Consider the following 24,545-nt stretch of genomic DNA (forward strand, 5'->3'; position numbering starts at 1 on the left):
CGACCCCCTTCCTTCTTCCCGAACCCGTCCGCGGATCAGAAGGCGTAGCGCGCCATGATCTGAAACACCGGTCCGGCTTTTTCGCTTTCCAGCTCATATTCGTCGAAGTCGCGGTCGATCTGGTCCGCGATATTGTCGAACTTGTTGAAGGCTTCTCTTTTCCTGCCGTTCAGGAGGTTGGAGCCGACCGCACGGATGGTGAAAGTCTTGCCGAACCGCTTTTCGACGAAGATTTCCAGTTCCGCACCATAGGTGGTGGTCACTTCCTCCGCGATCACCCGGCCAAAGGCGCTGCCCTGCTTGCGGTATGTCGCGCCGAAAGCCGCGCCGAAGTTGGGGAAATCCTGAATGAAGCCGAAATTATAGACATATTTGGACTGATCGTTGAACCTGCGCTTGCCGATAAAATCCCGCACTTCGCTGTCCAGCCAGGACAGGTTGCCGAACACGCCAGTATTGGGCAACCCTACAAAGCCGAGGTCGGTCGACAGGTCGAATTCGACGCCCCATACCTTGCCGTCGCCGACATTGCGCGGCTGATAGACGAAGGTGCCTTCGCCTTCTGAACCTTCGACCCCGGTGTTGGTCAATTCGATCAGGTCCTTGACCTTGCGATAGAAAATATTGGCACCGAAAATGCCGCCCGTGCCCATCCGATGCTCATAACCCAGGTCAAAGCCCCAGGCGCTTTCGGGCCGCAACTGCGGATTGCCTAGCAGGTCGCTGTCGCCCACTTCTTCCTCCAGCAGCGCCGGGGAGATATAGTTGAAATCGGGACGGCGCAGCGTCCGCGCGACCGATCCGATGATGCGGTCGCTCTCGCTCAATGACAGTTTGAACGAGGCGGAGGGCAGCAGCTTTTCATAATCGGCCCTTTGATCGGCGAGCGCGGCCGCTACCGTATAGTCGGTGATGCGTACCTTCGTCGTTTCGTAACGCAGGCCCGCTTCCCACTTCAGCCTGCCGGTGTCGCCTTCGACCAGTGCGAAGACATCACGGCGCTTTTCGCGGATGCGGTTGTCACCGCCGTCAACCGGCTCGAAATCGTCGAACGCCGCCGCCAGATTGTCCGGGTTCTGTTTGAACTGATCCCAGGTTGCGCTGGCGTCGCTCTCCTGCTCGCTTTCGAACATGCCGGTGCGGCGCCTTTTATCCTGATAATAGCCGCCGAAAACGAATTTCGCCTGCTCGCCCAGCGGCACTTCATGCTCCAGTTTCACGGAAAATTCGGTGTCGCGAATATCGGTCCGGGTTCGCTGGCCCGAAAATTCCAGATCCTCGAAATCGATCTCATTTTCGGTTTCGATGCGATCTTCGGTGAAGCGCGCATAGCCAACGCGGACGGAACTCTTACCCGCCGACCATTCATGGCTCAGCTTGCCGTCGATAGTGTAGTTTTCCTGATCGATATCGGCGATATTGCTATTGTCGGTCAGCAGATTGCCCACTGGCACCGGCCCATTCACCGCAGTCGCATCGTCATATTCGAAGCTACGCTCCGTTTCCTTGCGGTCGGTGCGGACATAGAAACCATTCAGCTTGAAATCGGTGGTTTCGCCGTCAATCTCATAGGTGCCGTTGAAGCTGTAATCCTTGCCATCGCGGGTGTCCGTCTGATCCTCGCGATTGTCGAAATCGTCGGTCGCATAGTCAGGATTATTTTCCGGCGAATCACCATAGCGCAGGCTTTTCTTGCGTTTGGGGTTATGGCGGCCCTGCAGGTTCGCACCCAGCAGCAGGCGGCCTGGTCCGGCCTTGCCGCCCCAGACCAGACCCAGGCTCGGCTCCAGCTCGTCGTCGTTGAACAGCAAGCCGCCCGCGCGGACATAGCCACCGTCCAGTTCATAACCGTCGCGCAAATTGATGTTGAGCGACCCCGCCACCGCGTCCCCGGTGCGCCGGGCGGAGGAGGAGCGGATGATTTCCACGCTGTCGATCAGTTCAGCGGGAATACGGTCGAGGAAAAAGCTGCGGTCGGCGGCCGAACCCGGCACACGCTCACCGTTTATCAAGATCTGGGTATAGCCCGGGGGCAAACCGCGCAGACGCGGAGCATCGCTTTCGATCACGTCCGACAGAAAGGTGACGGAAGGCACGCGCTTCAGCGCGTCGCCGGCGGTCAGCGGTTCAAAGCGCTGGAAATAGTCTGTGCCATATTTCAGCACCGGCTCTGGCGTATCGGTACGGTCGCGGTAGCCGATCCCTGCGATGACGACGATCTCATTGGCCGAAGTAATCGGTCCGTCTGCGCGTGTTCCTTCGTCGGCCGGAGCGGGTATGGATTGCGCCATAGCAGAAGCAGAAAGAAGCGCGACAGACGCGCAGCCAAACATGACCCACTTATTCGTGACCATTATCACCCCCTGTTTATCGAGATAAATTGACGCACGGAATTACTGTTGTATCTAGCGCATCTGATTTAGCGGATATGAGGCAACAATGACCGGATCGTGTAGGAATCATTGCAGTTTTATGATATTATGCGTCAGTTTTATTACGATGACAGCGTGCACAACTGGCGAGACGGAAATCCTCATGGCCCGGCGCATCGCCAACGCCGCGCCGGCCGTAAACGTTACGGCGCGTGGTGAAACCGTTCCGGTGGGAACCGCCAATGCGGACGCGGCGGACGATCCGGCAATCTGGCGCAACGCCGCCGATCCGGCGCAAAGCCTGATTGTCGGCACCGACAAGAAGGCCGGTCTTTATGTCTATGGGTTGGACGGCAAGGCTCGTGACTTTCTCGACGCGGGCCGGGTCAATAACGTCGATTTGCGCGACGATGTGCCGATCAACGGCAGTAACGGCATCCTCGTGGTCGCGAGTGACCGCAACGATATCGCCAATGCCAGGCTTGCCCTTTTCCGCCTTGATCCCACGACCGCCAGGCTGACGGCTTTGGGGAAAGTCGAAGCGGGCACGGGTGAGGCCTATGGCATTTGTATGTCCCGCCAGGGGGGAACTACCTACGCCTTCATCGTCCTGAAGGATGGCACGGTGAATCAGGTCGCGCTCGACACCTCTGCGGCGACACCCGCCGGCCGGATCGTCCGCACCATGAAGCTTGGCACTCAGTCGGAAGGCTGCGCCGTAGATGACCGCACGGGCATTCTCTATGTCGCGGAGGAAGATGTCGGCCTTTGGCGTTTCGATGCCCGTCCCGACGGATCAACCGCCCCGACAAAGATCGCCGCCGCCGATGGTCGGAATCTGGTTGCCGATGCCGAGGGCGTCGCCATCGCACCGATGGGGGAAAAGGATGGCTATGTCCTTGTTTCCAGTCAGGGCGACAACGCTTATGTGGCCTACCGGATCAGCGATGACAGCTATGCCGGGCGCTTCCGTATCGCCAATGGCGTCATCGGTGGGGCAGAGGAAACCGATGGCATCGACCTGATGCTGGGCGATTTCGGTCCCGATTATCCTGGCGGACTCTTCATCGCGCAGGATGGCCACAACGCGACCGTCGCGCAAAATTTCAAGCTGGTGGCCTGGGACGATATCGCCCGCGCATTGGGGCTGACGAAATAAGCCCCTATTTTCACACATGAAAACAGGGCGGTGGGCATCCACCGCCCTTTCCTTTTTTATTTCTTCGTTGCGAACCAGCGTTGCAACGCTGGTTTCAGCCGCGCACGGGTTTCAATCCGCGTCTTGATGCCCGCAATGGCGCGATCCACCACCTTGCGCGATTCGGGCGTCAGATATTGGGCCGCATAACCGTCCAGCTTCTGCGCCATGGCCGGGTCCGCAGAACCGCCGCCCAGCCGCGCCAACGCCTGCGAACGGGCCGAAACATCGATCAGCGCCTCATATTGCTGGCGATGGGCCAGCACATAGTCGACAGCGAGCATCGGATGCTCATAACCCACCTGCGCGATGATGGCTGCGCTGGTGGTCTTGCCCGGCTCGTCCGTCAGCGCGAGGTCGAGCGCCTGGCCAGCGAGCATCTCATCCTTCGTACTCCCCAGCAGCGCAAAGAGCTGGCTCTTGTCGAGATCGGTCTTTGCGCCGTTCGCCATGGCGCGCAGCTTGTTCCATGTCGCCTGATCGGCATTTTTGGCGATGATACCCAGCCAGACATTGCGGAGGGGGCCATCCAAAGCCGCCGGGTTGGAACCTAGCGCAGCGAAACGGCGATTGGCCTCAACCGCCACCGTCTTGTCGCCGACCGCGCCCAGCGTCGAAACGAGGCTGGAGCGCAACACAGGGATCTGCGCGCCTTCGCCCTGCTTCGCATCATAACCGATGGCGGCCAGAAGCGGCGTCAGCTTTGCCGAGGCATAGACCGCGATCCTGGCCTGCGCGGCGGCGTCGCCATCCAGCATCTCATGGGCGCTTTCCAGATAATCCGGCACTTGCGCCAGCACGGCGGGACTAGCGCTGCCGGGCACCGCATCGACAAGATCGAGCGCGAGGTCCATCGGCTGATAGCCGCCAAGGCCAAGCTGCCAATTGTCCGCCAGCAGGCCGATCTGGTCGATGGAGGGGAATTTCGTGAAGTTTTTCGCCAGCGCCTGCACATTGGCGGCCGGATAGAGCGAGCGATAATAGCCCGACTGCCCCGCATTGACGACATAGGCACCGCAGCCCGGCAGGGTGATTTGCCCCTTGCCGCTCAGGATCATGCGCTGGGTCGCACCGCCTAGCGTCTGCGCCATGACAGGTACGTTCCAGCGCAGTGGCGTCCCGCCCTTCCGGTCGCGGCTGAATTCGCCCTGCGTCAGGAACAATATGGTGTTGCCGCCCTTGCACTGCGCGCTTTCCACCGTGACCAGCGGGATGCCCGGCTGGCTGGTGAAGTCGTGGGCAATGGACACCAGTCCCTTGGCCCCCGCACCTTCGACCGCCTGCCACAGGTTGTCGGTTACCGTGTTGCCATAGGCATGTTGCTGCATATAGGCGCGGATGCCGCTGCGCCACACATCCTCCCCGGCATAGCCCTCTAGCATGGTGATGACGGCTTCGCCTTTTTCATAGGTGATCGCGTCGAACGCCTGATTGACCTGATCGACCGTCGCAATCTTTTGGACGACGGGGTGGGTGGTCGCCAACGCATCCAGCCCCATGGCGCTTTCGCGGCCACCGACCCGGTTCAGCAGCATTTCCCATTCCGGTTGCAGCTTGTCCGTCACCTTGGTCGCCATCCAGCTCGCAAAGCCTTCGTTCAACCAGAGGTCGTCCCACCAAGCCATCGTCACGAGGTCGCCGAACCATTGATGCGCCATTTCATGCGCGACCGTTTCGTAGATGCGGCGCTTCTGTGCTTCGGTGGTGAAGCGCGGGTCGACCAGCAAGGCGCGCTCGAAAGTGAAGATCGCGCCCCAATTTTCCATGGCGGAAAAGAATTGGCTCTGCCCCGGCCCCGCGACATTGTCCAATTTGGGCAGTGGATAGGGGACGCCGAAATAGTCGTTGAACCAAGGCAAGATGGCGGCGGAGGCATCCAGCGCCAACTGCGCCTTGCCGGTGTTGCCCTTGCCCGTGATGACGCCGACTTCGGTGGCGCCGGCCATCTTGGTGGCGCGGTCCAGTTCGCCAAGGCCGAAGAACAGCAGGTAGGAGGACATTTTGGGCGTGGTGCCGAAGGTCACCTGCGTCCTGCCTCCGCCCAGATCCTTGCTGTCCTTTACCGGCATGTTGCCGACGGCCATCTCGCCCGTGGGGACGATAGCCGACAGATCGAAAGTCGCCTTATAGCTGGGTTCGTCCCAACTCGGTACGAAGCGCCGCGCGTCGGGCGCTTCGAACTGGGTAAAGAGAGCGCGCTTCGCCTGTCCCGCATTGTCCGTATAGTCGAGCGCGAAAAGCCCGTTCGCCTGCGTGGCGATAACGCCATCATAGGCGATGTCGAGCCGATAGCCGCCCGGCGCAAGCGCCTTGCCGAAGTTCAGCGTCACCGTTTGTGCGGCGGCGTCCACTTTGGCGATGCCCTTCACCGGCTTGCCCTTGACGGGGGTCAGTGTCACCGCCCCGAAATTGAGGTCGGCCGCGTTCAGCACCAGAACGGGCATGGCCTGCGTCACGTTGAGGTCGATCGCCACCCTGCCCGTGAACTTGAGGTTCGGGGCATCCGGCGTGACCGTGATCGCATAGTGGCTGGGAGCCGCGCCGCGCGGCAATTGCGTTGTCACCGTCGCGGCCGGACCGGGCTGTCCCTGCGCGAGGGCGGGGACGGCAATGGCGAGGGGGGCAGCGGCGAGCAGCAAGGGCAGCATCTTCGAAAATGTCATCTGGTTCAGACTCCGACACGTCATGAACGGCGCAGCCGGGACGGTCACGCGCCTTGATGCAAAGCGGCATCGGCTGTTTCGGTTCGCCGGTCAAGGCAGGCGGTCGGACGCGGGAAGGAATTGTCGTGCAATTGCAGGCTTGCGCTGCGACTGTTAGGTGTCTTTCCTTGGCAGGATAGCGGACAAACACCGCCCGAGCCCACTGACAAAGGACATGCATGCGAAATCGACTGACGACCTTCATTCTGGTAGGCATGATCCTGGGCATTGTCACGGGATTCACCGCCAATCTGTGGGTCGGCGGCGACAAGGCGCTGGCCAAGGAGGTGGCAGGCTACTTTCATCTTCTGGCCGACATTTTCCTGCATCTCATCAAAATGATTATCGCGCCGCTGGTATTTTCCACGCTGGTCGCGGGCATCGCCCATATGGGCGACAGCGCCGCGCTGGGACGGATCGGCGGACGAGCGCTGGGATGGTTCATCATCGCCAGCCTCATCTCGCTGGCGCTGGGCCTGATCCTCGTCAATTTCTTCGCGCCGGGCGAGGGATTGAACCTGGTGCGGTCGGGCGCGGCTTCCAGCGTCAATGCCGAGGCGCTCAATTTCCGTGATTTCGTGCTGCACGTCTTTCCTACGTCCATGGTGGGGGCGATGGCGGAAAATTCCATCCTCCAGATCGTCGTCTTCTCCCTGTTCGTGGGCGTGGCGCTGACCGCCATCGGCGACAGGGGCAAGCCCATCGTTACCGTGATCGAGGCGATGGTTGAGTTGATGCTGCAGGTGACGGGCTATGTGATGCGCGTGGCGCCCGTCGCCGTGTTCGGCGCGTTGGCGTCGGCCATCACGACCGAGGGATTGGGCGTGCTCAAGACGTTCGGCGAATTGGTCGGCGAATTCTATTTGTCGCTGCTTGCGCTGTGGCTGCTGCTCTGCGGGGCGGGTGCGATCTTCCTGGGCAGACGGATATTTACTTTGCTGCGCTATGTGCGCGAACCGGTCCTGATCGCCTTTTCAACAGCTTCGTCCGAAGCGGCCTATCCCAAGATGCTGGAGCAGCTTGACCGCTTCGGCGTCCCGCGCCGAATATACAGCTTCGTGCTGCCGCTGGGCTACAGCTTCAACCTTGATGGGTCGATGATGTATGCGTCCTTCGCCACCATCTTCATCGCGCAGGCCTATAATATCGACCTGCCGATCGCGACGCAGATTACCATCCTGCTGGTGCTGATGGTGACGAGCAAGGGCATCGCCGCTGTGCCGCGCGCATCGCTGGTCGTCATCGCCGCGACGCTGGGGCAGTTCAACCTGCCAGTCGAGGGCATTGCCTTCATTCTGGCCGTCGATCATTTCATGGACATGGGCCGCACCGCCACCAATGTGCTGGGCAATGCCATCGCCACATCGGTCGTCACCAAATGGGAAGGTATGCTGGAAGTGGAGGAGCCCGAATACGGAATCCCGCCCAAGGCACCTGCTCATACTCCGTCGCATGGCCGCGCAGGGCTGGAACTGGCGGAGGATATGGTGGACGATGATCGACCGGGCTGAAGACGGCAAATGATGAAGGGCGCGCGGCGGATCGGGGCGGCCGTCATCGCATTGACCGCCGGAGCGGGGCTCGCGATCCAGTTCAGCACGACTTTGGAACAGACGGGATCGGTCGGAGCAACGCTCTGGATACTTGTCCGTTTCTTCACCGTCCTCACCAATATGGCTGTGCTGCTCGTTTTCGGAAAGATCGCGTGCGGAGTGCGAGTGACACCTCGCCTGATCGGCGGCGTGACGCTGGCGATCCTGCTGGTGGGGGTGATTTATGGCCTGTTGCTGCGTGGCCTTCTCAGCCTGAGCGGTGAAGCGCTGCTGGCCGACACGCTTCTGCACAAGGCGACGCCGATACTGGCGGCGCTGTGGTGGATCGGATGCGCGCCCAGGGGCCTTTCATGGCATGATCCATGGTTATGGGCGGCCTTCCCCGCTGCTTATCTGCCCTACGCGCTGGTGCGTGGCGCGCTGGAGGAAACTTACGCTTATCCCTTCATCGATGTGGCGAAGCTGGGCCTTGGACAGGTGCTGTTGAATGCGGTCTTGATCGCCATCGGTTTTTTGATGGCCGGGCACCTGCTTATATGGATCGACCGTCGGTTTCGGTGAGCGTCAGCGGGCAGCCTGCGCTGCCCGCGTCCACCAGATCAGCGTATCGGCGAATTTCGGGAAGCCCCGGTCCAGCGCCGCGCCACCATCGCCCTGCGGCCGTCCCGCTTCATCCAGCGCATCGCCAATCTGGCCGACGCTGAGGCGTTCGGGGATCACCGTCATGCCCATGGCGGACAGCGTCACCGTCCAGTCGGCATGGCTGTTGACGCCAGCGAAACGGCCTGCCGAATAGCTGGCGATGGCGGCGGGGCGGCGGTCGAATTCCTTGAGATAATGATCGACCAGATTCTTGAGGCCCGGTTGGACGCCGCGATTATATTCGCCCGCGGCAAAGACGAAGGCGTCCGCAGCGGAGAGGCGCTGGGCAAGGGCGGACATGGCGGCGGGCGCTTGTCCCGGTGGATAGTCGCTATGGCGCAGGTCCAGCATCGGGAGACCGATTTCCTTTGCGTCGATCAGTTCGGCGCGATGGCCCAGTTCCGCAAAACCATGAAGCAAATAGTCAACTAAACGGATTCCCAGACGACCGCGCCTGTAGGAACCGTATAGGATGAGTATGTCGAGCGCCATGCGAGCCTCCCTTGTCTGTAGGAAGTGTCGCATTGGCGCGCGGCGGCGTCCAGACCGGAACGGGCGGCCTGTGCGTTTCTCAACTTTGCGCGAAACGATCGGCAGCGATCAGCGCAGCTTCGCGATGGAAAGCCCGTCCTGCTTGGCGCGGGCCTTCACCGATTCCTCGCTGCGGGTGAGGGCCCTGGCGATCGCCTTGAGCGCCATGCCCTTCTTCGCGAGCGTATGGAGCTTTTGCAGCTCGTCCGCCGTCCAGGGTTGCTTGTGGCGCTCGAAGCGATCTCCGGCCATCTCGGATCAGTCCGCGAAGGGGTCGCGCACGAGGATGGTGTCCTCGCGTTCCGGGGACGTTGAAACCAGCGTGACCGGACAGCCGATCAGTTCCTCGATCCGGCGGATATATTTGATCGCCTGCGCGGGGAGTTCGGCCCAGCTCCGCGCGCCCGCGGTGGTGTCCTGCCAGCCTTCGATGCTTTCGTATATCGGCTGCGCCTTCGCCTGATCCTGCGCGTGGGCGGGAAGATAATCGTAGGTCGTATCGCCGATCTTGTAGCCGACGCAGATTTGCAGTTCGTCGAACCCGTCGAGCACGTCGAGCTTGGTGAGGGCGATGCCGGTGACGCCCGACACGGCGACCGACTGGCGCACCAGAACCGCATCGAACCAGCCGCAGCGGCGCTTGCGGCCCGTCACCGTGCCGAATTCATGGCCGCGCTCGCCCAGGCGCTGGCCGGTTTCGTTTTCCTGCTCGGTCGGGAAGGGGCCGGAACCGACGCGGGTGGTGTAGGCCTTGACGATGCCGAGCACGAAACCCGCGCCCGAAGGACCAAGGCCGGTGCCGCTCGCCGCCGTGCCCGCCACCGTGTTGGAGGAGGTGACGAAGGGATAGGTGCCATGGTCGATGTCGAGCAGCGTGCCCTGCGCGCCTTCGAACAGGATGCGCTTGCCCTGCGCCTTCGCCTGATTGAGCGTCAGCCAGACCGGCTTGACGAAGGGCAGGATGAAGTCCGCAATGTCGCGCAATTCCGCCATCAGGGCGTCGCGGTCGATGGGCGCTTCGTTGAACCCGGCGCGCAGCGCGTCGTGATGCGCGGTGAGGCGGTCAAGCTGCGGGCCGAGATCGTCGAGATGGGCAAGGTCGCACACGCGAATGGCGCGGCGGCCCACCTTGTCCTCATAGGCCGGGCCGATGCCCCGGCGGGTGGTGCCGATCTTGCCCGCGCCCGATGCATCCTCCCGCAGGCCGTCAAGGTCGCGGTGGAAGGGCAGGATCAGCGGGCAGGTTTCCGCGATCTGGAGATTTTCCGGCGTGATGGCGACGCCCTGCCCCCTGAGCTTGGCGACTTCTTCGCGAAAGTGCCACGGGTCCAGAACGACGCCGTTGCCGATGACGCTCAGCGTGCCGCGCACGATGCCCGAGGGCAGCAGCGAGAGCTTGTAGACCTTCTCTCCCACGACCAGCGTGTGGCCCGCATTATGGCCGCCCTGAAAGCGCGCGACGACGTCGGCGCGTTCCGACAGCCAGTCGACGATCTTGCCTTTGCCTTCATCGCCCCACTGGGCGCCGATCACCGTAACATTTGCCATGGATATAGTCCTTCGCCCCGCCGCGCGGACCCGGCTTGCCCTTCGACGGGACTCGGCAAGCGGGCGGAATAGGGTGGGCGCGTGTCGCCCTGTGCGGGGCGGCGGTTAGCCGCGCCAGCCCCGTAAAGTCAAGTCAGTAAGCGCGCGGCTCCATGCCGTCGAGCCAGTGCGAGCAGCGCAGGCGCTCCCCATTCTCATCGCCGGTCAGGGCGGCGATCGTATGCCAGCCTTCGCCGCGCAGCGCCGCGGCGCGGTTCGCATCATGGCCGATGGGGAGGAACAAGCGCCGCACCGGCTGGCTGCCGAAACCGGCGTCGATCAGCGGATCGGGATAGAGCGAAAAGCCCATGGCCGGTTCGTCCGCGCCATCGGCGCGGGTGATGGCGTAGCTGCCGCCCCGCCCGATTTCACCGATGAAACCGTCCGCGAAGGCCGAGAAGCCGAACCAGTTCTGATATTCAAAGCCGTGGCGCTCCGTCGGATCGAGCGTCAGGGTGATGTCCCAGCCAATCGGTTTGGCGATGGCGCGCAGGCCCGCAATGCGGCTGTCGATGGCGCCGCCAAGCTGCGCGTTCAGGGCTTCGAGGCGCTCCATCGCGGCGTGGAAGGGGCCGGTCGCCTCGATCAGCGGGAGATAGGCGGCGGCGGCGGGACTGATCGCGGCGAGCGCGCCCGCATCCTTGGCGTCGAGTTCGTGGCGGACGGCTTCGATCTCTTCCGGGGCAAGCGGCAGGGGGCCTGCAGCCAGCGTGTCGATCAGGTCCGGCAGGGTGAAGTCGATGGTGAGGCCGGTGACGCCCGCCGCCTGCAATGCCTCTATTGCGACATTCACGATCTCGACGGCGGCGGCGACGCTATCGCTGCCGATCAGCTCCGCGCCGACCTGAAGGCGTTCGCGCTCCGGGCGAAGCTGGTTGGCGCGCAGGCGCAGGACCGGGCCGGAATAAGAAAGACGCAAGGGACGCGGAACGCTGGCAAGGCGGGTGGCGGCGATGCGGCCCACCTGCGCGGTCATGTCCGGGCGAAGAGCCAGGCTGCGCTGCGACACCGGGTCGATAGCGCGCACCAGATCCTGCGCGCGCATGGATTTGAGGCGGCCGACCAGCGTGTCCTCAAACTCCGCGAGGGGCGGCATGACGCGTTCATAGCCGTGGGTGGCCACGGTATCGAGCACGCGGCGCGCAAGCCGCGCGGAGGCTTCCGCCTGCGGTGGCAGGCGGTCGGACAATCCTTCAGGCAGGAGGCCGGGGGGAAAGCTCATAGCCCCCTCACCCCTTGGCAGGAGGGTTGGGAAGAGGGGGCATCGCGCAACGCTTGAGCAATCACACTCAACACTCTCTCAATATTCCCCATCACGTCAGGATTCGAAAAACGGATCACACGATACCCCAGCGATTCCAGAAACTCTGTTCGCCGCGTGTCATAGCGATCTTCGGCGGAATGTGTATCCCCGTCGATCTCCAGGATGAGTCTGGCCGCTTTGGAGGCGAGATCCACGGTACAGGGCGCGATGATCGTCTGGCGGGTGAATTGGCGATTTTCGAAGCGGTTGGCCCGCAAGGCGAGCCAGAGTTTTTGTTCGGCGGGTGTGGAGGTGGAGCGCATGGATTTTGCGCGTTCCTTCAAGGTTGCATCCAGACGCATCGGCGCTCCCCCTCTCCCGACCCTCTCCCCGAGGGGAGAGGGCTTTGCCGGGCTTATGCGAAGTGCAGCGGCTTCACCGTCTTGACGCCGGTCAGCTTGCCGATCTCCTCACGCAGGCCGTCCGTCACCGCACCGTCGACCGACAGCAGCAGCACGGCTTCGCCGCCCTGGTTGCGGCGGCCCAGATGGAAGGTGCCGATATTGACGCCCGCTTCGCCCAGCGTCGAACCCAGACGGCCGATGAAGCCGGGCGCGTCCTGATTGACGATATAGAGCATGGTGCCGGTGAGGTCGGCCTCCACCTTGATGCCGAACAGTTCGACAAGGCGCGGCTGGGCATGGCCGAACAGCGTGCCCGCTACCGACTTGTCGCCCGATTCGGTGGTGACGGTGACGCGCACGAGGGTCTGGTAATCGCCTTCGCGGTCGTGGCGGACTTCGCGCACGTCAAGGCCGCGTTCCTTGGCCAGGAAGGGCGCGTTCACCATGTTCACCGTGTCGGAATAGACGCGCATCAGGCCCGCGAGCACCGCCGCGGTGATCGGCTTCTGGTTGAGTTCGGCGGCATGGCCTTCAACCTCTACCGCAACGCCGGTGATGGCGTCGCCTTCAAGCTGGCCGACCAGCGAGCCGAGCTTTTCGGCGATGGCCATATAGGGCTTGAGCTTGGGCGCTTCCTCGGCCGACAGGCTGGGCATGTTGAGCGCGTTGGTGACGCCGCCCGATACGAGGAAATCGGCCATCTGCTCAGCCACCTGAAGCGCGACATTGACCTGCGCTTCGGTGGTCGACGCGCCCAGATGCGGGGTGCAGACGAAACCGGGCGTGCCGAACAGCGGCGAATCCTTGGCCGGTTCGGTTTCGAACACGTCCAGCGCCGCGCCCGCGACCTGGCCGCTGTCGAGCGCATCCTTGAGCGCCGCCTCGTCGATCAGGCCGCCGCGCGCGCAGTTGACGATGCGGACGCCCTTCTTCGTCTTGGCAAGATTTTCGCGGCTCAGGATATTGCGGGTCTGGTCGGTGAGCGGCGTGTGCAGGGTGATGAAATCCGCCTTCGCCAGCAGCGTGTCGAGATCGGCCTTCTCCACGCCCATTTCGACGGCGCGTTCCGGGGTGAGGAAGGGGTCGAAGGCGACGACCTTCATCTTGAGGCCCAAGGCGCGGCTGGCGACGATGGAGCCGATATTGCCCGCGCCGATCAGGCCCAGCGTCTTGCCGGTGACTTCGACGCCCATGAAGCGGTTCTTTTCCCACTTGCCCTGCTGGGTCGAGACGTCGGCTTCGGGAAGCTGGCGGGCGAGCGCGAACATCAGCGCGATGGCATGTTCGGCGGTGGTGATGGAATTGCCGAAGGGCGTGTTCATGACGACGACGCCCTTGGCCGACGCCGCCGGAATGTCGACATTGTCGACGCCGATGCCTGCGCGGCCCACGACCTTGAGGTTGGTGGCGGCGTCGAGGATCTCCTTCGTCACCTTGGTCGAACTGCGGATGGCGAGGCCGTCATACTGGCCGATGATCGCCTTCAGTTCTTCCGGGGTCTTGCCGGTGATTTCGTCGACCTCCACGCCGCGCTCGCGGAAGATCGCGGCGGCATTGGGGTCCATCTTGTCGGAAATGAGTACCTTGGGCATGGGAATGCTCCTTGAATATGGTCCGTTCGGTTGAGCCGGTCGGAAGAGCCGGACAATGAAGGGCTTCGACAGACTCAGCCCGAACGATGACAGGTTGGATCAAGCGGCCTTGGTCTGGGCGTAGGCCCAGTCGAGCCAGGGGCCGAGCGCTTCGATGTCGGCGGTGTCGACAGTCGCGCCGCACCAGATGCGAAGACCGGCCGGGGCGTCGCGATAGCCCGCGACGTCATAGGCCGCGCCTTCCTTTTCGAGGAGGGCCGCAAAGCTCTTGATGAAGGCTTCGTCGGCGCCCGCGACGGTGAGGCACACGCTGGTCTTCGAGCGCGAGGGGGTGTCGGCGGCGAGATGGCCGAGCCAGTCGCGGTCCGCCACGATCTTGTCCAGAGCCGCCGCATTGGCGTCGCTGCGGGCGATCAGGCCCTTTGCGCCGCCGACCGACTTGCCCCATTCCAGCGCGAAGATCGCGTCCTCGACCGCCAGCATGGAGGGGGTGTTGATCGTCTCGCCCTTGAACACGCCCTCGGCCAGCTTGCCCTTACTCATCAGGCGGAACACCTTGGGCAGCGGCCAGGCGGGGGTGTGGGTTTCGAGGCGCTCGACCGCGCGGGGACCGAGGATCAGCACGCCATGCGCGCCTTCGCCGCCCAGCACCTTCTGCCAGGAGAAGGTAGCGACGTCGATCTTCGCCCAGTCGATGTCATAGGCGAACACCGCGCTGGTCGCGTCGGCAAAGGTCAGCCCTTCGCGGTCCGCCGGAATCCAGTCGGCGTTCGGCACGCGCACGCCCGAGGTGGTGCCGTTCCAGGTGAACAGCACGTCGTTGCTGAAATCCACTGCCGACAGATCGGGCAACTGGCCATAGTCGGCGCGGATGACCGCGGGGTTGAGGTTCAATTGCTTGGCGGCGTCCGTCACCCAGCCTTCGCCGAAGCTTTCCCACGCCAGCGTCGTGACGGGCTTCGCGCCCAGCATCGTCCACATCGCCATTTCAAAGGCGCCGGTGTCGGAACCCGGCACGATGCCGATGCGGTGGGTTTCGGGCAGGTTCAGAAGCTCGCGCATCAGGTCGATGCAATAAGCGAGGCGGGTCTTGCCGATCTTCGAGCGGTGCGAGCGGCCCAGCGAATCCGTGGAGAGCGCAGCGGCGCTCCAGCCCGGAGGCTTGGCGCAGGGACCGGAAGAGAAAAAGGGGCGAGCCGGCTTGGTGGCGGGCTTGGCGGCAGGCGCAAGAGTGGCGTCTGCGGCAGTCGGTTCAGTCATGTAATGCTTCTCCTTACAGAGAGCACGCGCGGCGTTGGGACCGCGTGGCCCGCCGGTCGCCCTAAAGAGATCGGCGGGAGAGTCAAGAGCAGAACAAAATGCGACGAATCGAGGCCCGCGTTAACCACCGTCTGAAAAGAACGTGCTAAATGCTTGATTCATGGAAGAGCGGGCGTGGGACAATCTGTTTCGACGCGGCGCGGGCCTTGCCGCGCTGTTGACAATGACTTTGGCGTTGGCGGCATGCGGCGGCGACCTGGTGCCGCGCGGCCGGGTGAGCAGCGCGTCCAAACCGCATAAAGCCAAAACGGCCCGTCCCGCCGCTCCGCCGACGATGGAAGTGCGGCAGTGCATGGCGAAGCTGCAATCGCAATCCGTCGCCTTCACGCCACTGCCCGATCAGAATTTCGGCGGCGGATGCAGCGCCCTGGGCAGCGTCAAGCTGCTCGACATCGGCGTGCCCGCGACCAATCTGGGCGCGATGACGTGCAATCTCGCCGCCAATTTCGCGGCATGGGCGCGTTTTGGCGTGCAGCCCGCCGCCCGGTTGATCCTGGGCGCTGAGATCGTGCGGATCGAAACATTCGGCACCTATAATTGCCGCCCCATCGCGGGCAGCGGCAAGCTTTCCGAACATGCCCACAGCAATGCAATCGACGTATCGGCCTTTGTCCTGTCGGACGGGCGGCGCATTTCGATTGAGAAAGACTGGAGCGGCGACCGGCGCACGCGACAGTTCCTGGAAGTCATCCATGCCAGCGCCTGCAAGCGGTTCCGCACGGTGCTCAGTCCCAATTATAATGCCGCGCATCACGACCATTTCCATTTCGACATGGGCGGCAAGGGCGGCTTCTGCCGCTGACAAGCCCCCTTGGCATGCCCGCCTTTGCTGCCTAGTGGGTCGGCATGACCAAGAAAGAAATCGCCGAACGTAAATTCCGTCCGGCAAAGCAGGAAGCCGATGACGCCCGCAAGGCGATCGAAACGCCGCAGACCACCAGCGCGGCCTATCGTCTGGCCTTTCAGGATAATGAATTCCTGTTGCGGGAAGATTTGCGGCCCGTCCGGTTCCAGCTGGAACTGCTCAAGCCGGAACTGTTGATGGCCGAAGCGCGGATCGAATCGACCTTCGTCTTTTACGGATCGGCCCGCATCCCCGAACCCGAAGAGGCGCAGGCGCGAATTGACGCCGCGACCACGCCGGAACAGCGGCGGATCGCGGAGAATCTGGGCCGGAAGGCGCGCTATTATGACGAAGCGCGCAAACTGGCGCGCATCGCCGCCGCCTATCCGCCCAATCCCGCCGGGTGCCGCCATTTCGTCGTCTGTTCGGGCGGCGGCCCGTCCATCATGGAAGCGGCCAACCGGGGCGCGGCGGACATCGGGGCGCAGACCATCGGCATGAACATCGTCCTGCCGCATGAACAGGCGCCCAATCGGTTCGTGACGCCGGAGCTGTCCTTCCAGTTCCACTATTTCGCGCTCCGCAAGATGCATTTCCTGCTGCGGGCGCGGGCGCTCGCGGTCTTTCCGGGCGGCTTCGGCACGTTCGACGAGTTTTTCGAGCTGCTGACACTGGTGCAGACCGGCAAGATGACGCCTATCCCCATCCTGCTGTTCGGTCGGGATTTCTGGAACCGCGTGGTGAATTTCGAGGCGCTGGCCGACGAAGGGGTGATCGCGCCGTCCGACCTCAACCTCATCACCTGGGTCGAAACGGCGGAGGAAGCATGGGCGGCGGTCGAAGCCTTTTACGAGGATATGGAAGCGCCGGGTTGCGACTGAAAAGCGCAACTCGCCTTGCCCTTGCCCACCGGCGGGGATAGGGCGCGGTCATGCGCGCGGACCTTGCCCATATCGATTGCTGGATCTTCGATCTGGACAATACCCTCTATCCGGCGAAGGCGGACCTGTTCGCCCTGATCGACGTGAAGATGGGCGAGTTCATCCAGGGGCTGCTGGGTTGCGATCCGGTAGAGGCGAAGGCCGTGCAGAAACGCTATTTCATGGAGCACGGCACGACGCTTTCGGGCCTGATGCGGCATCACGGCATCGAGCCGCGCGCTTTCCTCGACTATGTCCACGATATTTCAATGGAGCGGCTGGAGGTGGACGCGGCACTCAACGCCCGCATCGCGGCGCTGCCGGGACGGCGGCTGATCTTCACCAATGGCGACGCGGATTATGCGGGGCGGGTGCTCGACCGGCTGGGGCTGGCCGACGCGTTCGAGCTGATCCACGACATCCATGCCTGCCAATATGTGCCCAAGCCCGATCCGTCCGGCTATGCCGCGCTTTGCTCCGCCCATGGGGTCGATCCGGTGCGCGCGGCCTTTTTCGAGGATATGGCCCGCAACCTGAAGCCCGCCAAGGCGATCGGCATGACGACCGTCTGGGTCAATAACGGATCGGAAGGCGGCAGCCACGATCACCATCCCGATTTCATCGATTTCGAAACCGATCATCTGACGCCATTTCTGGCCGACATCATTGGGGAAACATAATGACCGACCTGATCGCCACCATCGACGCCGCCTGGGAGGACCGGGCCAATGTGACCCTGTCCACGCAAGGCCCGGTGCGGCAGGCGGTGGACAAGGCGCTCAGCCTGCTGGACAGTGGCGAAGCGCGGGTCGCCGAACCGAAGGGCGATGGCTGGCAGGTCAATCAGTGGCTGAAGAAGGCGGTGCTGCTGTCCTTCCGCCTGAACGACAATGCGATGATCGACAATGGTCCGGGCGCGGGCCATTGGTGGGACAAGGTGCCCAGCAAGTTCGCAGGCTGGGACGAAGCCGCTTTCCGCGCCGCCGGGTTCCGCGCCGTTCCGGGCTCCTTCGCGCGGGCGGGTTCGCATATCGCGAAGAATGTCATCCTGATGCCCAGCTTCGTGAACATCGGCGCGTTCGTGGATGAAGGCACGATGGTCGATACCTGGGTGACGGTGGGAAGCTGCGCCCAGATCGGCAAGAATGTCCATCTGTCGGGCGGCGTCGGCATTGGCGGCGTGCTGGAGCCGTTGCAGGCCGACCCGGTCATCATTGAGGACGACTGTTTCATCGGCGCGCGGTCCGAAGTGGTGGAAGGCGTGCGGATCGGCAAGGGATCGGTGCTGTCGATGGGCGTCTTCATCGGCCAGTCGACCAAGATCGTGGACCGCACCACGGGCGAAATCTTCATGGGGCAGGTGCCGCCCTATTCGGTGGTCGTGCCCGGATCGCTGCCCGGCAAGCCGCTGCCCGACGGCACACCGGGGCCGAGCCTGTATTGCGCGGTGATCGTCAAGCGCGTGGACGCGCAGACCCGGTCCAAGACGGGCATCAACGACCTGTTGCGCGATTGAAACGGGAGAAGGGCTCGTCCGTCCGTGGCGGGCGGGGCCTTCAGAAAAGCTGCATGTGGAAAAAGCGGCCCTTCACGCAATGGAGGGCCGCTTTGCATATCCGTCGCCGGGTGGACAGGGGCCGGTGCGGCGATCCCTTCAGACAGGACCGCCCAGCGACTTCACCAATGAAATGGCGGCGCGCATCCTTTGCGTCTGGACCAGAAGCAGGGCGCGTTGCGCGGAAAGAGCGTCCGTCTGTGCCGTCACCACCTCCAGATAATCCGATGCGCCGTCGCGATAGCGGGTGAGCGCCAGTTCGCTGGTCCGTTCGGCGGCATTGGCCGCGCTTTCCTGACTGATCGCCTGATCGGCCAGATAGCGGTTGGCGGCGATCGCATCCTCCACCTGGCGGAATGCCGTCAGCACCGTGTCGCGATAACCGGCGGCCAGTTCTTCATATTCGGCGCGGGAGATGCGAAGCTGCGCCTTGCGGCGTCCGCCGTCGAACAGCGACAGGATCGCCGATGCGGGACCGAGGCCCCAGAAGCTGTTGGGCGTCTTGAACAGATCGCCATGGGTGGTTTCATATCCACCGGCAAGGCCCAGCGTGACCGTGGGGAAAAAGGCTGCCTTGGCGACCCCGATGCGCGCATTGGCCGCAAACATGCGCCGCTCGGCAGCGGCGATGTCGGGGCGCCGCTGAAGCAGTTGCGACGGCGCGCCCGTGGGCATGAGGGGCGCGGCAAGGGATTGCGTTTGCCGCTCAATGCGAAAATCCGATGCGACAGCGCCCACCAGCGCGGCGATTTCATGCTCGGTAGCGGCGCGTTCATTGGCGACGGCGGAAATCTGCGCGCGGGCATTGTCCAGCACGGTCCGGGCGCGATTGACGTCGATGCCCGAAGCGATGCCGCCGTCATGTCGCCGGACCGTCAGCGCATGAGCCTTGTCATAGGCATCGACCGTCGCGCGCAGCAATTCCGCCTCCGCATCCAGACCCCGCAACCGCGCATAGGCATCCGCGACGGCGGCTTGCAGGCTGAGGCGCGCGGAGGCCAGATCCTCTCCGCTCGCCTGCGCGTCGGCGCGCGCCGCCCTCACGCTGTTGCGGATACGACCCCAGAGATCCAGTTCATAGTCCAGCGAACCGCCGACCGTGAAATCATCGTAGGTCGATGCGTTGCCGTTTCCGCCGACACGATTGCCGGACAGACGCTGGCGGCTGGCGTCGGCGCCCGCGGCGATTTCGGGAAACAGGTCCGCTGTCTCCGCCCGCGCGGCGGCCCGTGCCTGATCGTATCGCGCGAGGGCGGCCGCCAGGGTGGGACTGGCCGCGGCGCTGCGCGCTTCCAGATCGTTGAGTATGAGATCGTTGAAGACTTCCCACCAATTGCCGCGCGGCAGGCCGTCCATCGGCTGGGCGGCGGTCCAGCCCTCGGCTTCGCTGAAATTCTGGGGGACACCTATATTCGGGGGTTGGTAGGCCGGCGCCATCGAACAGCCCGTCAGCAGCGCCAGCGCACCCGCCGCGATCCGGCGGCGGGCGATCATGCGCGATCCCCCTTTCCACCGGCGGGCTTCTGCACATGGACGCGATCGCCATTGTGGATCGCATCGGGAGGATTGTCGATGACGCGGTCGGCAGGGCTGATGCCCCCCGAAAGCTGGACGACATTGCCTTCGTCGCGCGCGATGGTCACGGGCTTCACGGTGACGCGCCCGTCCTTGCCCACCACAGCGACGGAAGGTCCGTTACCGCCATAGAGTATGGCGCTCCCCGGCAGGGTCAGGCCGTTGCCGTGACCGGGGACGACCTTGAAACTGACTTGCGTGAAAGCGCCGGGCTTGAGCGCGCCATCGGCATTGTCCGCCTGCAACTCCACCAGCACGGCGCCCGACTGCGTATCGACCGCGTCGGCACTGCGGGTCAGTGCGGCGGTAAAGGTCCGGCCGGGAAATTCGGGCAGCGCGAGAGTTGCGGCCATGCCGGAACGCAGCGACGCCGAATAGGCCTGAGGCACGCGCACATAGACACGCATCCGATGGATGTCGGAGACGGTGAAAAGGGGCTGGGCAGCGGCATTGCCGGACACGACCAACGCGCCGATCTGGGCCGATCGGCTGGTGACGATGCCGTCGAACGGCGCGGACAGACGGGTGAAGCCCTGAAGCGCCTGAAGACGCTTCACATTGGCGAGCGCGGCATTGGCGAGCGCGGTGCGGGCCGCCAGATCGCCGGCCTTTTCATCCGCCTCCTGTCGCGACACGGCGTCCTGCGCCAGCATCGAACTCCATCGCCTGGCCGTGATCGCGGCAAGCCGCTGATTGGCGAGCGCGGTCTGATAATCGGCCTGTGCCTGCGCCAGTTGCTGATCGACTTCCGGCGCATCGAGAATGGCCAGCGATTGCCCCGCGCGCACATGATCGCCGATGTCGGCCAGCCAGCGGCGCACATAGCCATTGGTGCGGGCATAGATGGCGGCGCTGTTATAGGCTTGCAGACTGCCCGGCAGGACCAGCGCGCCGGCATCGCCATTGGCGGTAGGCGCGATGACCGCGACGGTGGGGATGGCGGTATCGGCCGCCACCTGTTTCAGTTCGTTCGTCGCGTTGATCCGTGACGCCACGCCCAGCGCGACGATGATGATCGCCACCACGGCCGCACCGATGCCCACACGCTTCAGCGTGCGGTTGTCAGGCCCCGCGGGGGGAATGTCATTTTCGATTGAAGGGCTATGGGGATCAGACATGGCTTGGCTGCATTTCCGGAAGAGTGGCTTCTTGTCCATGCCTGCGATGGACCAGCGCAAAGACGGTTGGGACGAAGAAAAGGGTGGCGATAGTGGCGCAGAACAGGCCGCCGATGACGGCACGGCCAAGCGGGGCGTTCTGTTCGCCGCCATCGCCCAGCCCCAGCGCCATGGGCGCCATGCCGATAATCATGGCCAGCGCGGTCATCAGCACCGGACGGAAACGAACCGTGCCCGCCTCGATTGCGGCTTTCGTCGCATCGCCCAGTTCGGCGAGCCTTTCCCGCGCGAAACTGACGACCAGGATCGAATTGGCGGTCGCAACGCCCATGCACATGATGGCCCCCGTCAATGCGGGAACCGACAATGTGGTGCCGGTGACGAACAGCATCCACACGATGCCGGCCAATGCCGCAGGCAGCGCGGTGATGATGACGAAGGGATCGACCCAGCTCTGGAAATTCACGACGATGAGCAGATAGATCAGCACGATTGCGCCCAGAAGGCCGAAGCCGAGGCCGGAAAAGGCCGTGTTCATGGTGGCGTATTGCCCGCGGATGGTGACGGTAGCGCCCTTGGGCAATTCCTTTTCCAGCGACCGGATCGCGCGCTGGATGTCGCCCGCGACCGCGCCCAGGTCACGGTTCTGGGTATTGGCGTAAATGTCGAGCACCGGCGCGATATTATAATGGGATACGACCGGCACGGTGTTCGACCGCGTTATGGTGGCGACGCCGCCCAGCGGCTGCGTCACGCCCGCGCCCGCCGCGCTGGATACCGGCACGTTGGACAGGTCGCTCATCGACTGCACCAGATATTCGGGCGCCTGCGCCACGACCGGATACTGCACGCCATTTTCCGGGTTCACGAAAAAGACGGGCGCGGTTTGCGACGTGCCGGCAAGCTGCGCGGCGAGGCTGGTGGTGACATCCCGTTCGTTCAAACCATATTGGCTGGCGCGGGAACGGTCGACGTCGACGTTGATCTGCGGCGCGCGGGCGGGCTGCTGGATGCGCGCGTCGGCCAGGCCGGGAATGGTCGAAATCTTCGCCAGCAGTTTCTGGGCATAGGCGCGGTTCGCTTGCCCGTTCTTGCCCGCGATCTGGATGTCGATCGGCGCGGGCGCGCCGAAGTTCAGGATCTGGCTGGTGATGTCGGCGGGCAGAAAGGCAAAGCTCGTTCCGGGAAAGCGGCGGGGCAGCTCGCGCCGCAGGATGGAGACGATCTGGCTGGTTGGACGATGCCCTTCCTTCAGGGCGATCAGCATGTCGCCGTCCTGCGGGCCGATGGTGCCGCTATTGTTGTAGACGGTGTTGATCGAACTGACGGGCAGGCCGATATTATCGGTGAGGGATGCCAGTTCGGCCGCCGGGATAATCTTACGCACCTCGCGGCTGATATGTTCGAAGCGGACGGCCGTATCCTCGATGCGCGATCCCACCGGCACGCGGACGTGCATGGCGATCTGGCCGGAATCGACGGCCGGGAAGAAATTGCTGCCCAATATCGGCAACAGGCCGAAGGACAGGATCACGACCGCAAGGAAGCCCAGCAGAAACGGCTTGCGCGCAGCCAGCGCCCGATGGAGCAGGCCGGTATAGCCGGTCCTCACCCTCTCGAAACGCGCTTCGAAGCCGCGCTGGAAACGGACCAGCGGATTGCGGGAGTCCGGCCTGCCCGCCAGATGGCCTTCGCCCGCATGATGCGGCTTCAGCAGATACATCGCCATTGTAGGCACCAATGTGCGCGACAGGATGAACGAAGCGACCATCGCAAAGACGACCGACAGGGCCATCGGCACGAACAGGAGACCCGCGACGCCCGGCAGCAGGAACATCGGCACGAACACGATGCAGATGCACAGCAGCGACACGAAGGCGGGCGTCACGATCTGCGCCGCGCCGTCGAGAATGGCGTCCAGCACGCCCTTGCCCTGCTCCAGATGCCAGTTGATATTCTCGATCGTCACGGTCGCGTCATCGACCAGGATGCCGACCGCCAGCGCCAGCCCGCCCAGCGTCATGACGTTCAGCGTCTGTCCGAATGCCGCCAAAGCCGCGACAGCCGCCAGGATCGCCAGGGGAATAGACAGGGCGATGATGACCGTCGAACGCCAGGAGCCAAGGAACAGGAGGATCATCAGCGACGTCAGCGCGGCGGCGATCACGCCTTCATGGATGACGCCTTGCACCGCCGCCTTCACGAACAGCGACTGATCGCCCAAGGGCAGGATCTTGAGCGTGTCAGGCAGGGTGGCGGCGATGTTGGGCAGGGCATCCTTGACGCCGGCGACGATGGACAGGGTGGACGTCGCGCCATTCTTCAATATCGTCAGCAGCACGGACCGGCTGCCTTCGACATGCACGATATTCTGCTGCGGACCACTGCCGTCCCGGACATGGGCCACGTCGCGCATGGTGATGGTCGCGCCGTTCACCACCTTCACGGGCAGGTCGTTGAGCGCTTCGATGGAAGCGGGCGCATTGTTCAGCCGCACGCTATATTGCGTGTCGCCGATCTTGACGAAACCGGCCGGGTTGATCTGGTTCTGCGCCGCGATCGCGTTGCCCACATCCTGCGCCGACAGCCCCTTGGATTGCAGCGCCAGCGGATTGAGGTCGATCTGGACCTGACGCTGCCGCCCGCCGGAAGGATAAGGCATGGCAAGACCGGGAATGGTCACTAACTGCGGGCGAATCTGGTTCTGCCCCATGTCGAAAAGCTGCTGTTCGGACATGCCCTTGCCCGACAGCGCGAGTTGCAGGATCGGGACGGTCGATGCGTTGTAGTTCAGGATGAGGGGCGGGGCGATGCCCGGCGGCATCTGACGCAGGACGGTTTGCGATATGGATGTCACCTGCGCCGTGGCCGTGCGGATGTCCGCGCCCGGCTGGAAATAGATTTTGACGATGCCGACGCCCTGAAAGGACTGGCTTTCGATATGCTCGATATCGTTGACGGTCGTCGTCAGCACCCGTTCATAGGGATCGGTGATGCGGTTCGCCATGTCTTCCGGCGGCAATCCGGCATATTGCCACGCCACTGCGATCACCGGAATACGGATGTTCGGGAAGATGTCGACCGGCGTCCGTATCGCCGTCAGGACGCCGATGACCGCGATCAGGATCGCCATGACGATGAAGGTCAGCGGCCTGTTGAGCGCAATCTTGACGATACCGATCATTCACGACTCCCCGAAGCATCGCGGACGAAGGCCGGGACGCTATCTGTTTCTTTCATGGCGAGAGCTGCTGGAGGCGGAAACATGGTGATGCCTGGCGTCCAAAAGGCGGGGCCAACAGGTTGGATACTTGAATGTGACATCGCTCGGGAAGCCCAGAAGCGCGCGCGGTTTTAGGGGGCAAAGCCCGCGCTCGGCATGCGGTAGG

General features: G+C 63.5%; 19 protein-coding genes. 7 read left to right on the forward strand and 12 right to left on the reverse strand.

Going from position 1 to position 24,545, the window contains the following annotated elements:
* Nucleotides 1-35: 35 nt before the first annotated feature.
* Entirely contained in the window at nucleotides 36-2,291 is a 2,256-nt protein-coding gene (locus ATN00_RS04955) for a TonB-dependent receptor plug domain-containing protein (protein ID WP_231746383.1), read from the reverse strand.
* 208 nt (nucleotides 2,292-2,499) lie between these two features.
* On the opposite strand from ATN00_RS04955, the gene ATN00_RS04960 reads away from it, so the two are divergent.
* Entirely contained in the window at nucleotides 2,500-3,531 is a 1,032-nt protein-coding gene (locus ATN00_RS04960; RefSeq protein WP_420496693.1) for a phytase, read from the forward strand.
* 56 nt (nucleotides 3,532-3,587) lie between these two features.
* Here ATN00_RS04960 and ATN00_RS04965 read toward each other — a convergent pair whose 3' ends face one another.
* On the reverse strand, nucleotides 3,588-6,233 hold the full coding sequence (locus ATN00_RS04965) for a M1 family metallopeptidase (RefSeq protein ID WP_062062831.1): 2,646 nt from the start codon (nucleotides 6,231-6,233) through the stop codon (nucleotides 3,588-3,590).
* Nucleotides 6,234-6,451: 218 nt separating this feature from the next.
* Here ATN00_RS04965 and ATN00_RS04970 point away from each other — a divergent pair, with 218 nt between their 5' ends.
* Together ATN00_RS04970 and ATN00_RS04975 are read left to right on the forward strand one after the other, a co-directional pair.
* On the forward strand, nucleotides 6,452-7,783 hold the full coding sequence (locus tag ATN00_RS04970) for a dicarboxylate/amino acid:cation symporter (RefSeq protein ID WP_062062834.1): 1,332 nt from the start codon (nucleotides 6,452-6,454) through the stop codon (nucleotides 7,781-7,783).
* Between the two features lie 9 nt (nucleotides 7,784-7,792).
* Nucleotides 7,793-8,386 (forward strand): Pr6Pr family membrane protein, encoded by a 594-nt coding sequence (locus ATN00_RS04975; protein ID WP_062062837.1) that lies wholly within the window; start codon nucleotides 7,793-7,795, stop codon nucleotides 8,384-8,386.
* A gap of 3 nt (nucleotides 8,387-8,389) precedes the next feature.
* Here ATN00_RS04975 and ATN00_RS04980 read toward each other — a convergent pair whose 3' ends face one another.
* The 7 genes from ATN00_RS04980 to ATN00_RS05010 all read right to left on the reverse strand — a co-directional run bounded on the left by ATN00_RS04980 (nucleotide 8,390) and on the right by ATN00_RS05010 (nucleotide 15,084).
* Nucleotides 8,390-8,959 carry an NADPH-dependent FMN reductase gene (locus ATN00_RS04980; RefSeq protein ID WP_062062839.1) on the reverse strand — a complete coding sequence of 190 codons (570 nt, stop codon included), beginning with the start codon at nucleotides 8,957-8,959 and terminating at the stop codon, nucleotides 8,390-8,392.
* A 108-nt stretch (nucleotides 8,960-9,067) separates the two neighbouring features.
* Nucleotides 9,068-9,250 (reverse strand): hypothetical protein, encoded by a 183-nt coding sequence (locus tag ATN00_RS04985; protein ID WP_062062842.1) that lies wholly within the window; start codon nucleotides 9,248-9,250, stop codon nucleotides 9,068-9,070.
* Nucleotides 9,251-9,256: 6 nt separating this feature from the next.
* Nucleotides 9,257-10,546, reverse strand: a complete 1,290-nt coding sequence (locus tag ATN00_RS04990) for an adenylosuccinate synthase (RefSeq protein WP_062062844.1) — start codon at nucleotides 10,544-10,546, stop codon at nucleotides 9,257-9,259.
* Nucleotides 10,547-10,679: 133 nt separating this feature from the next.
* Nucleotides 10,680-11,807, reverse strand: a complete 1,128-nt coding sequence (locus ATN00_RS04995) for an ATP phosphoribosyltransferase regulatory subunit (protein WP_062062846.1) — start codon at nucleotides 11,805-11,807, stop codon at nucleotides 10,680-10,682.
* Nucleotides 11,804-12,190: an endonuclease domain-containing protein gene (locus ATN00_RS05000; protein WP_082635097.1), complete on the reverse strand. Its 387-nt coding sequence runs from the start codon at nucleotides 12,188-12,190 to the stop codon at nucleotides 11,804-11,806. The genes ATN00_RS04995 and ATN00_RS05000 overlap by 4 nt, the downstream gene beginning before the upstream one ends.
* Nucleotides 12,191-12,243: 53 nt before the next feature.
* The gene (gene serA / locus ATN00_RS05005) at nucleotides 12,244-13,824 is read right to left on the reverse strand and encodes a phosphoglycerate dehydrogenase (RefSeq protein WP_062062851.1); all 1,581 of its coding nucleotides are present in this window, start codon (nucleotides 13,822-13,824) and stop codon (nucleotides 12,244-12,246) included.
* Between the two features lie 99 nt (nucleotides 13,825-13,923).
* The gene (locus ATN00_RS05010) at nucleotides 13,924-15,084 is read right to left on the reverse strand and encodes a phosphoserine transaminase (protein WP_062062854.1); all 1,161 of its coding nucleotides are present in this window, start codon (nucleotides 15,082-15,084) and stop codon (nucleotides 13,924-13,926) included.
* A gap of 160 nt (nucleotides 15,085-15,244) precedes the next feature.
* On the opposite strand from ATN00_RS05010, the gene ATN00_RS05015 reads away from it, so the two are divergent.
* From ATN00_RS05015 to dapD, 4 genes are read left to right on the forward strand one after another with little or no spacing between them, the layout of a single operon-like run.
* Nucleotides 15,245-15,946, forward strand: a complete 702-nt coding sequence (locus ATN00_RS05015) for an extensin family protein (RefSeq protein WP_062062856.1) — start codon at nucleotides 15,245-15,247, stop codon at nucleotides 15,944-15,946.
* Nucleotides 15,947-15,990: 44 nt separating this feature from the next.
* Nucleotides 15,991-16,869: an LOG family protein gene (locus ATN00_RS05020; protein ID WP_062062859.1), complete on the forward strand. Its 879-nt coding sequence runs from the start codon at nucleotides 15,991-15,993 to the stop codon at nucleotides 16,867-16,869.
* A gap of 50 nt (nucleotides 16,870-16,919) precedes the next feature.
* Nucleotides 16,920-17,588, forward strand: a complete 669-nt coding sequence (locus tag ATN00_RS05025) for a pyrimidine 5'-nucleotidase (protein WP_062062862.1) — start codon at nucleotides 16,920-16,922, stop codon at nucleotides 17,586-17,588.
* Nucleotides 17,588-18,424, forward strand: coding sequence for a 2,3,4,5-tetrahydropyridine-2,6-dicarboxylate N-succinyltransferase (dapD, locus tag ATN00_RS05030; RefSeq protein ID WP_062062865.1), 837 nt, complete (start codon nucleotides 17,588-17,590; stop codon nucleotides 18,422-18,424). The genes ATN00_RS05025 and dapD overlap by 1 nt, the downstream gene beginning before the upstream one ends.
* Nucleotides 18,425-18,562: 138 nt before the next feature.
* Here dapD and ATN00_RS05035 read toward each other — a convergent pair whose 3' ends face one another.
* The 3 genes from ATN00_RS05035 to ATN00_RS05045 are packed head-to-tail and all read right to left on the reverse strand — an operon-like array spanning nucleotide 18,563 to nucleotide 24,340.
* Nucleotides 18,563-19,957: an efflux transporter outer membrane subunit gene (locus tag ATN00_RS05035; protein WP_062062867.1), complete on the reverse strand. Its 1,395-nt coding sequence runs from the start codon at nucleotides 19,955-19,957 to the stop codon at nucleotides 18,563-18,565.
* On the reverse strand, nucleotides 19,954-21,156 hold the full coding sequence (locus ATN00_RS05040) for an efflux RND transporter periplasmic adaptor subunit (protein ID WP_062062870.1): 1,203 nt from the start codon (nucleotides 21,154-21,156) through the stop codon (nucleotides 19,954-19,956). Before ATN00_RS05040 ends, ATN00_RS05035 begins: the two co-directional genes overlap by 4 nt.
* Nucleotides 21,149-24,340: an efflux RND transporter permease subunit gene (locus ATN00_RS05045; protein WP_062062873.1), complete on the reverse strand. Its 3,192-nt coding sequence runs from the start codon at nucleotides 24,338-24,340 to the stop codon at nucleotides 21,149-21,151. Before ATN00_RS05045 ends, ATN00_RS05040 begins: the two co-directional genes overlap by 8 nt.
* Nucleotides 24,341-24,545 lie beyond the last annotated feature (205 nt).

The sequence above is a fragment of the Sphingobium baderi genome (genome assembly GCF_001456115.1).
Classification (GTDB): Bacteria; Pseudomonadota; Alphaproteobacteria; order Sphingomonadales; family Sphingomonadaceae; genus Sphingobium; species Sphingobium baderi_A.

Coding starts and splice junctions, on each gene's coding strand:
- ATN00_RS04955 (WP_231746383.1), bottom strand. CDS start 2,291: ATGGCGCAATCCATACCCGCTCCGGCCGACGAAGGAACACGCGCAGAC.
- ATN00_RS04960 (WP_420496693.1), top strand. CDS start 2,500: ATGACAGCGTGCACAACTGGCGAGACGGAAATCCTCATGGCCCGGCGC.
- ATN00_RS04965 (WP_062062831.1), bottom strand. CDS start 6,233: ATGACATTTTCGAAGATGCTGCCCTTGCTGCTCGCCGCTGCCCCCCTC.
- ATN00_RS04970 (WP_062062834.1), top strand. CDS start 6,452: ATGCGAAATCGACTGACGACCTTCATTCTGGTAGGCATGATCCTGGGC.
- ATN00_RS04975 (WP_062062837.1), top strand. CDS start 7,793: ATGATGAAGGGCGCGCGGCGGATCGGGGCGGCCGTCATCGCATTGACC.
- ATN00_RS04980 (WP_062062839.1), bottom strand. CDS start 8,959: ATGGCGCTCGACATACTCATCCTATACGGTTCCTACAGGCGCGGTCGT.
- ATN00_RS04985 (WP_062062842.1), bottom strand. CDS start 9,250: ATGGCCGGAGATCGCTTCGAGCGCCACAAGCAACCCTGGACGGCGGAC.
- ATN00_RS04990 (WP_062062844.1), bottom strand. CDS start 10,546: ATGGCAAATGTTACGGTGATCGGCGCCCAGTGGGGCGATGAAGGCAAA.
- ATN00_RS04995 (WP_062062846.1), bottom strand. CDS start 11,807: ATGAGCTTTCCCCCCGGCCTCCTGCCTGAAGGATTGTCCGACCGCCTG.
- ATN00_RS05000 (WP_082635097.1), bottom strand. CDS start 12,190: ATGCGTCTGGATGCAACCTTGAAGGAACGCGCAAAATCCATGCGCTCC.
- serA (WP_062062851.1), bottom strand. CDS start 13,824: ATGCCCAAGGTACTCATTTCCGACAAGATGGACCCCAATGCCGCCGCG.
- ATN00_RS05010 (WP_062062854.1), bottom strand. CDS start 15,084: ATGACTGAACCGACTGCCGCAGACGCCACTCTTGCGCCTGCCGCCAAG.
- ATN00_RS05015 (WP_062062856.1), top strand. CDS start 15,245: ATGGAAGAGCGGGCGTGGGACAATCTGTTTCGACGCGGCGCGGGCCTT.
- ATN00_RS05020 (WP_062062859.1), top strand. CDS start 15,991: ATGACCAAGAAAGAAATCGCCGAACGTAAATTCCGTCCGGCAAAGCAG.
- ATN00_RS05025 (WP_062062862.1), top strand. CDS start 16,920: ATGCGCGCGGACCTTGCCCATATCGATTGCTGGATCTTCGATCTGGAC.
- dapD (WP_062062865.1), top strand. CDS start 17,588: ATGACCGACCTGATCGCCACCATCGACGCCGCCTGGGAGGACCGGGCC.
- ATN00_RS05035 (WP_062062867.1), bottom strand. CDS start 19,957: ATGATCGCCCGCCGCCGGATCGCGGCGGGTGCGCTGGCGCTGCTGACG.
- ATN00_RS05040 (WP_062062870.1), bottom strand. CDS start 21,156: ATGTCTGATCCCCATAGCCCTTCAATCGAAAATGACATTCCCCCCGCG.
- ATN00_RS05045 (WP_062062873.1), bottom strand. CDS start 24,340: ATGATCGGTATCGTCAAGATTGCGCTCAACAGGCCGCTGACCTTCATC.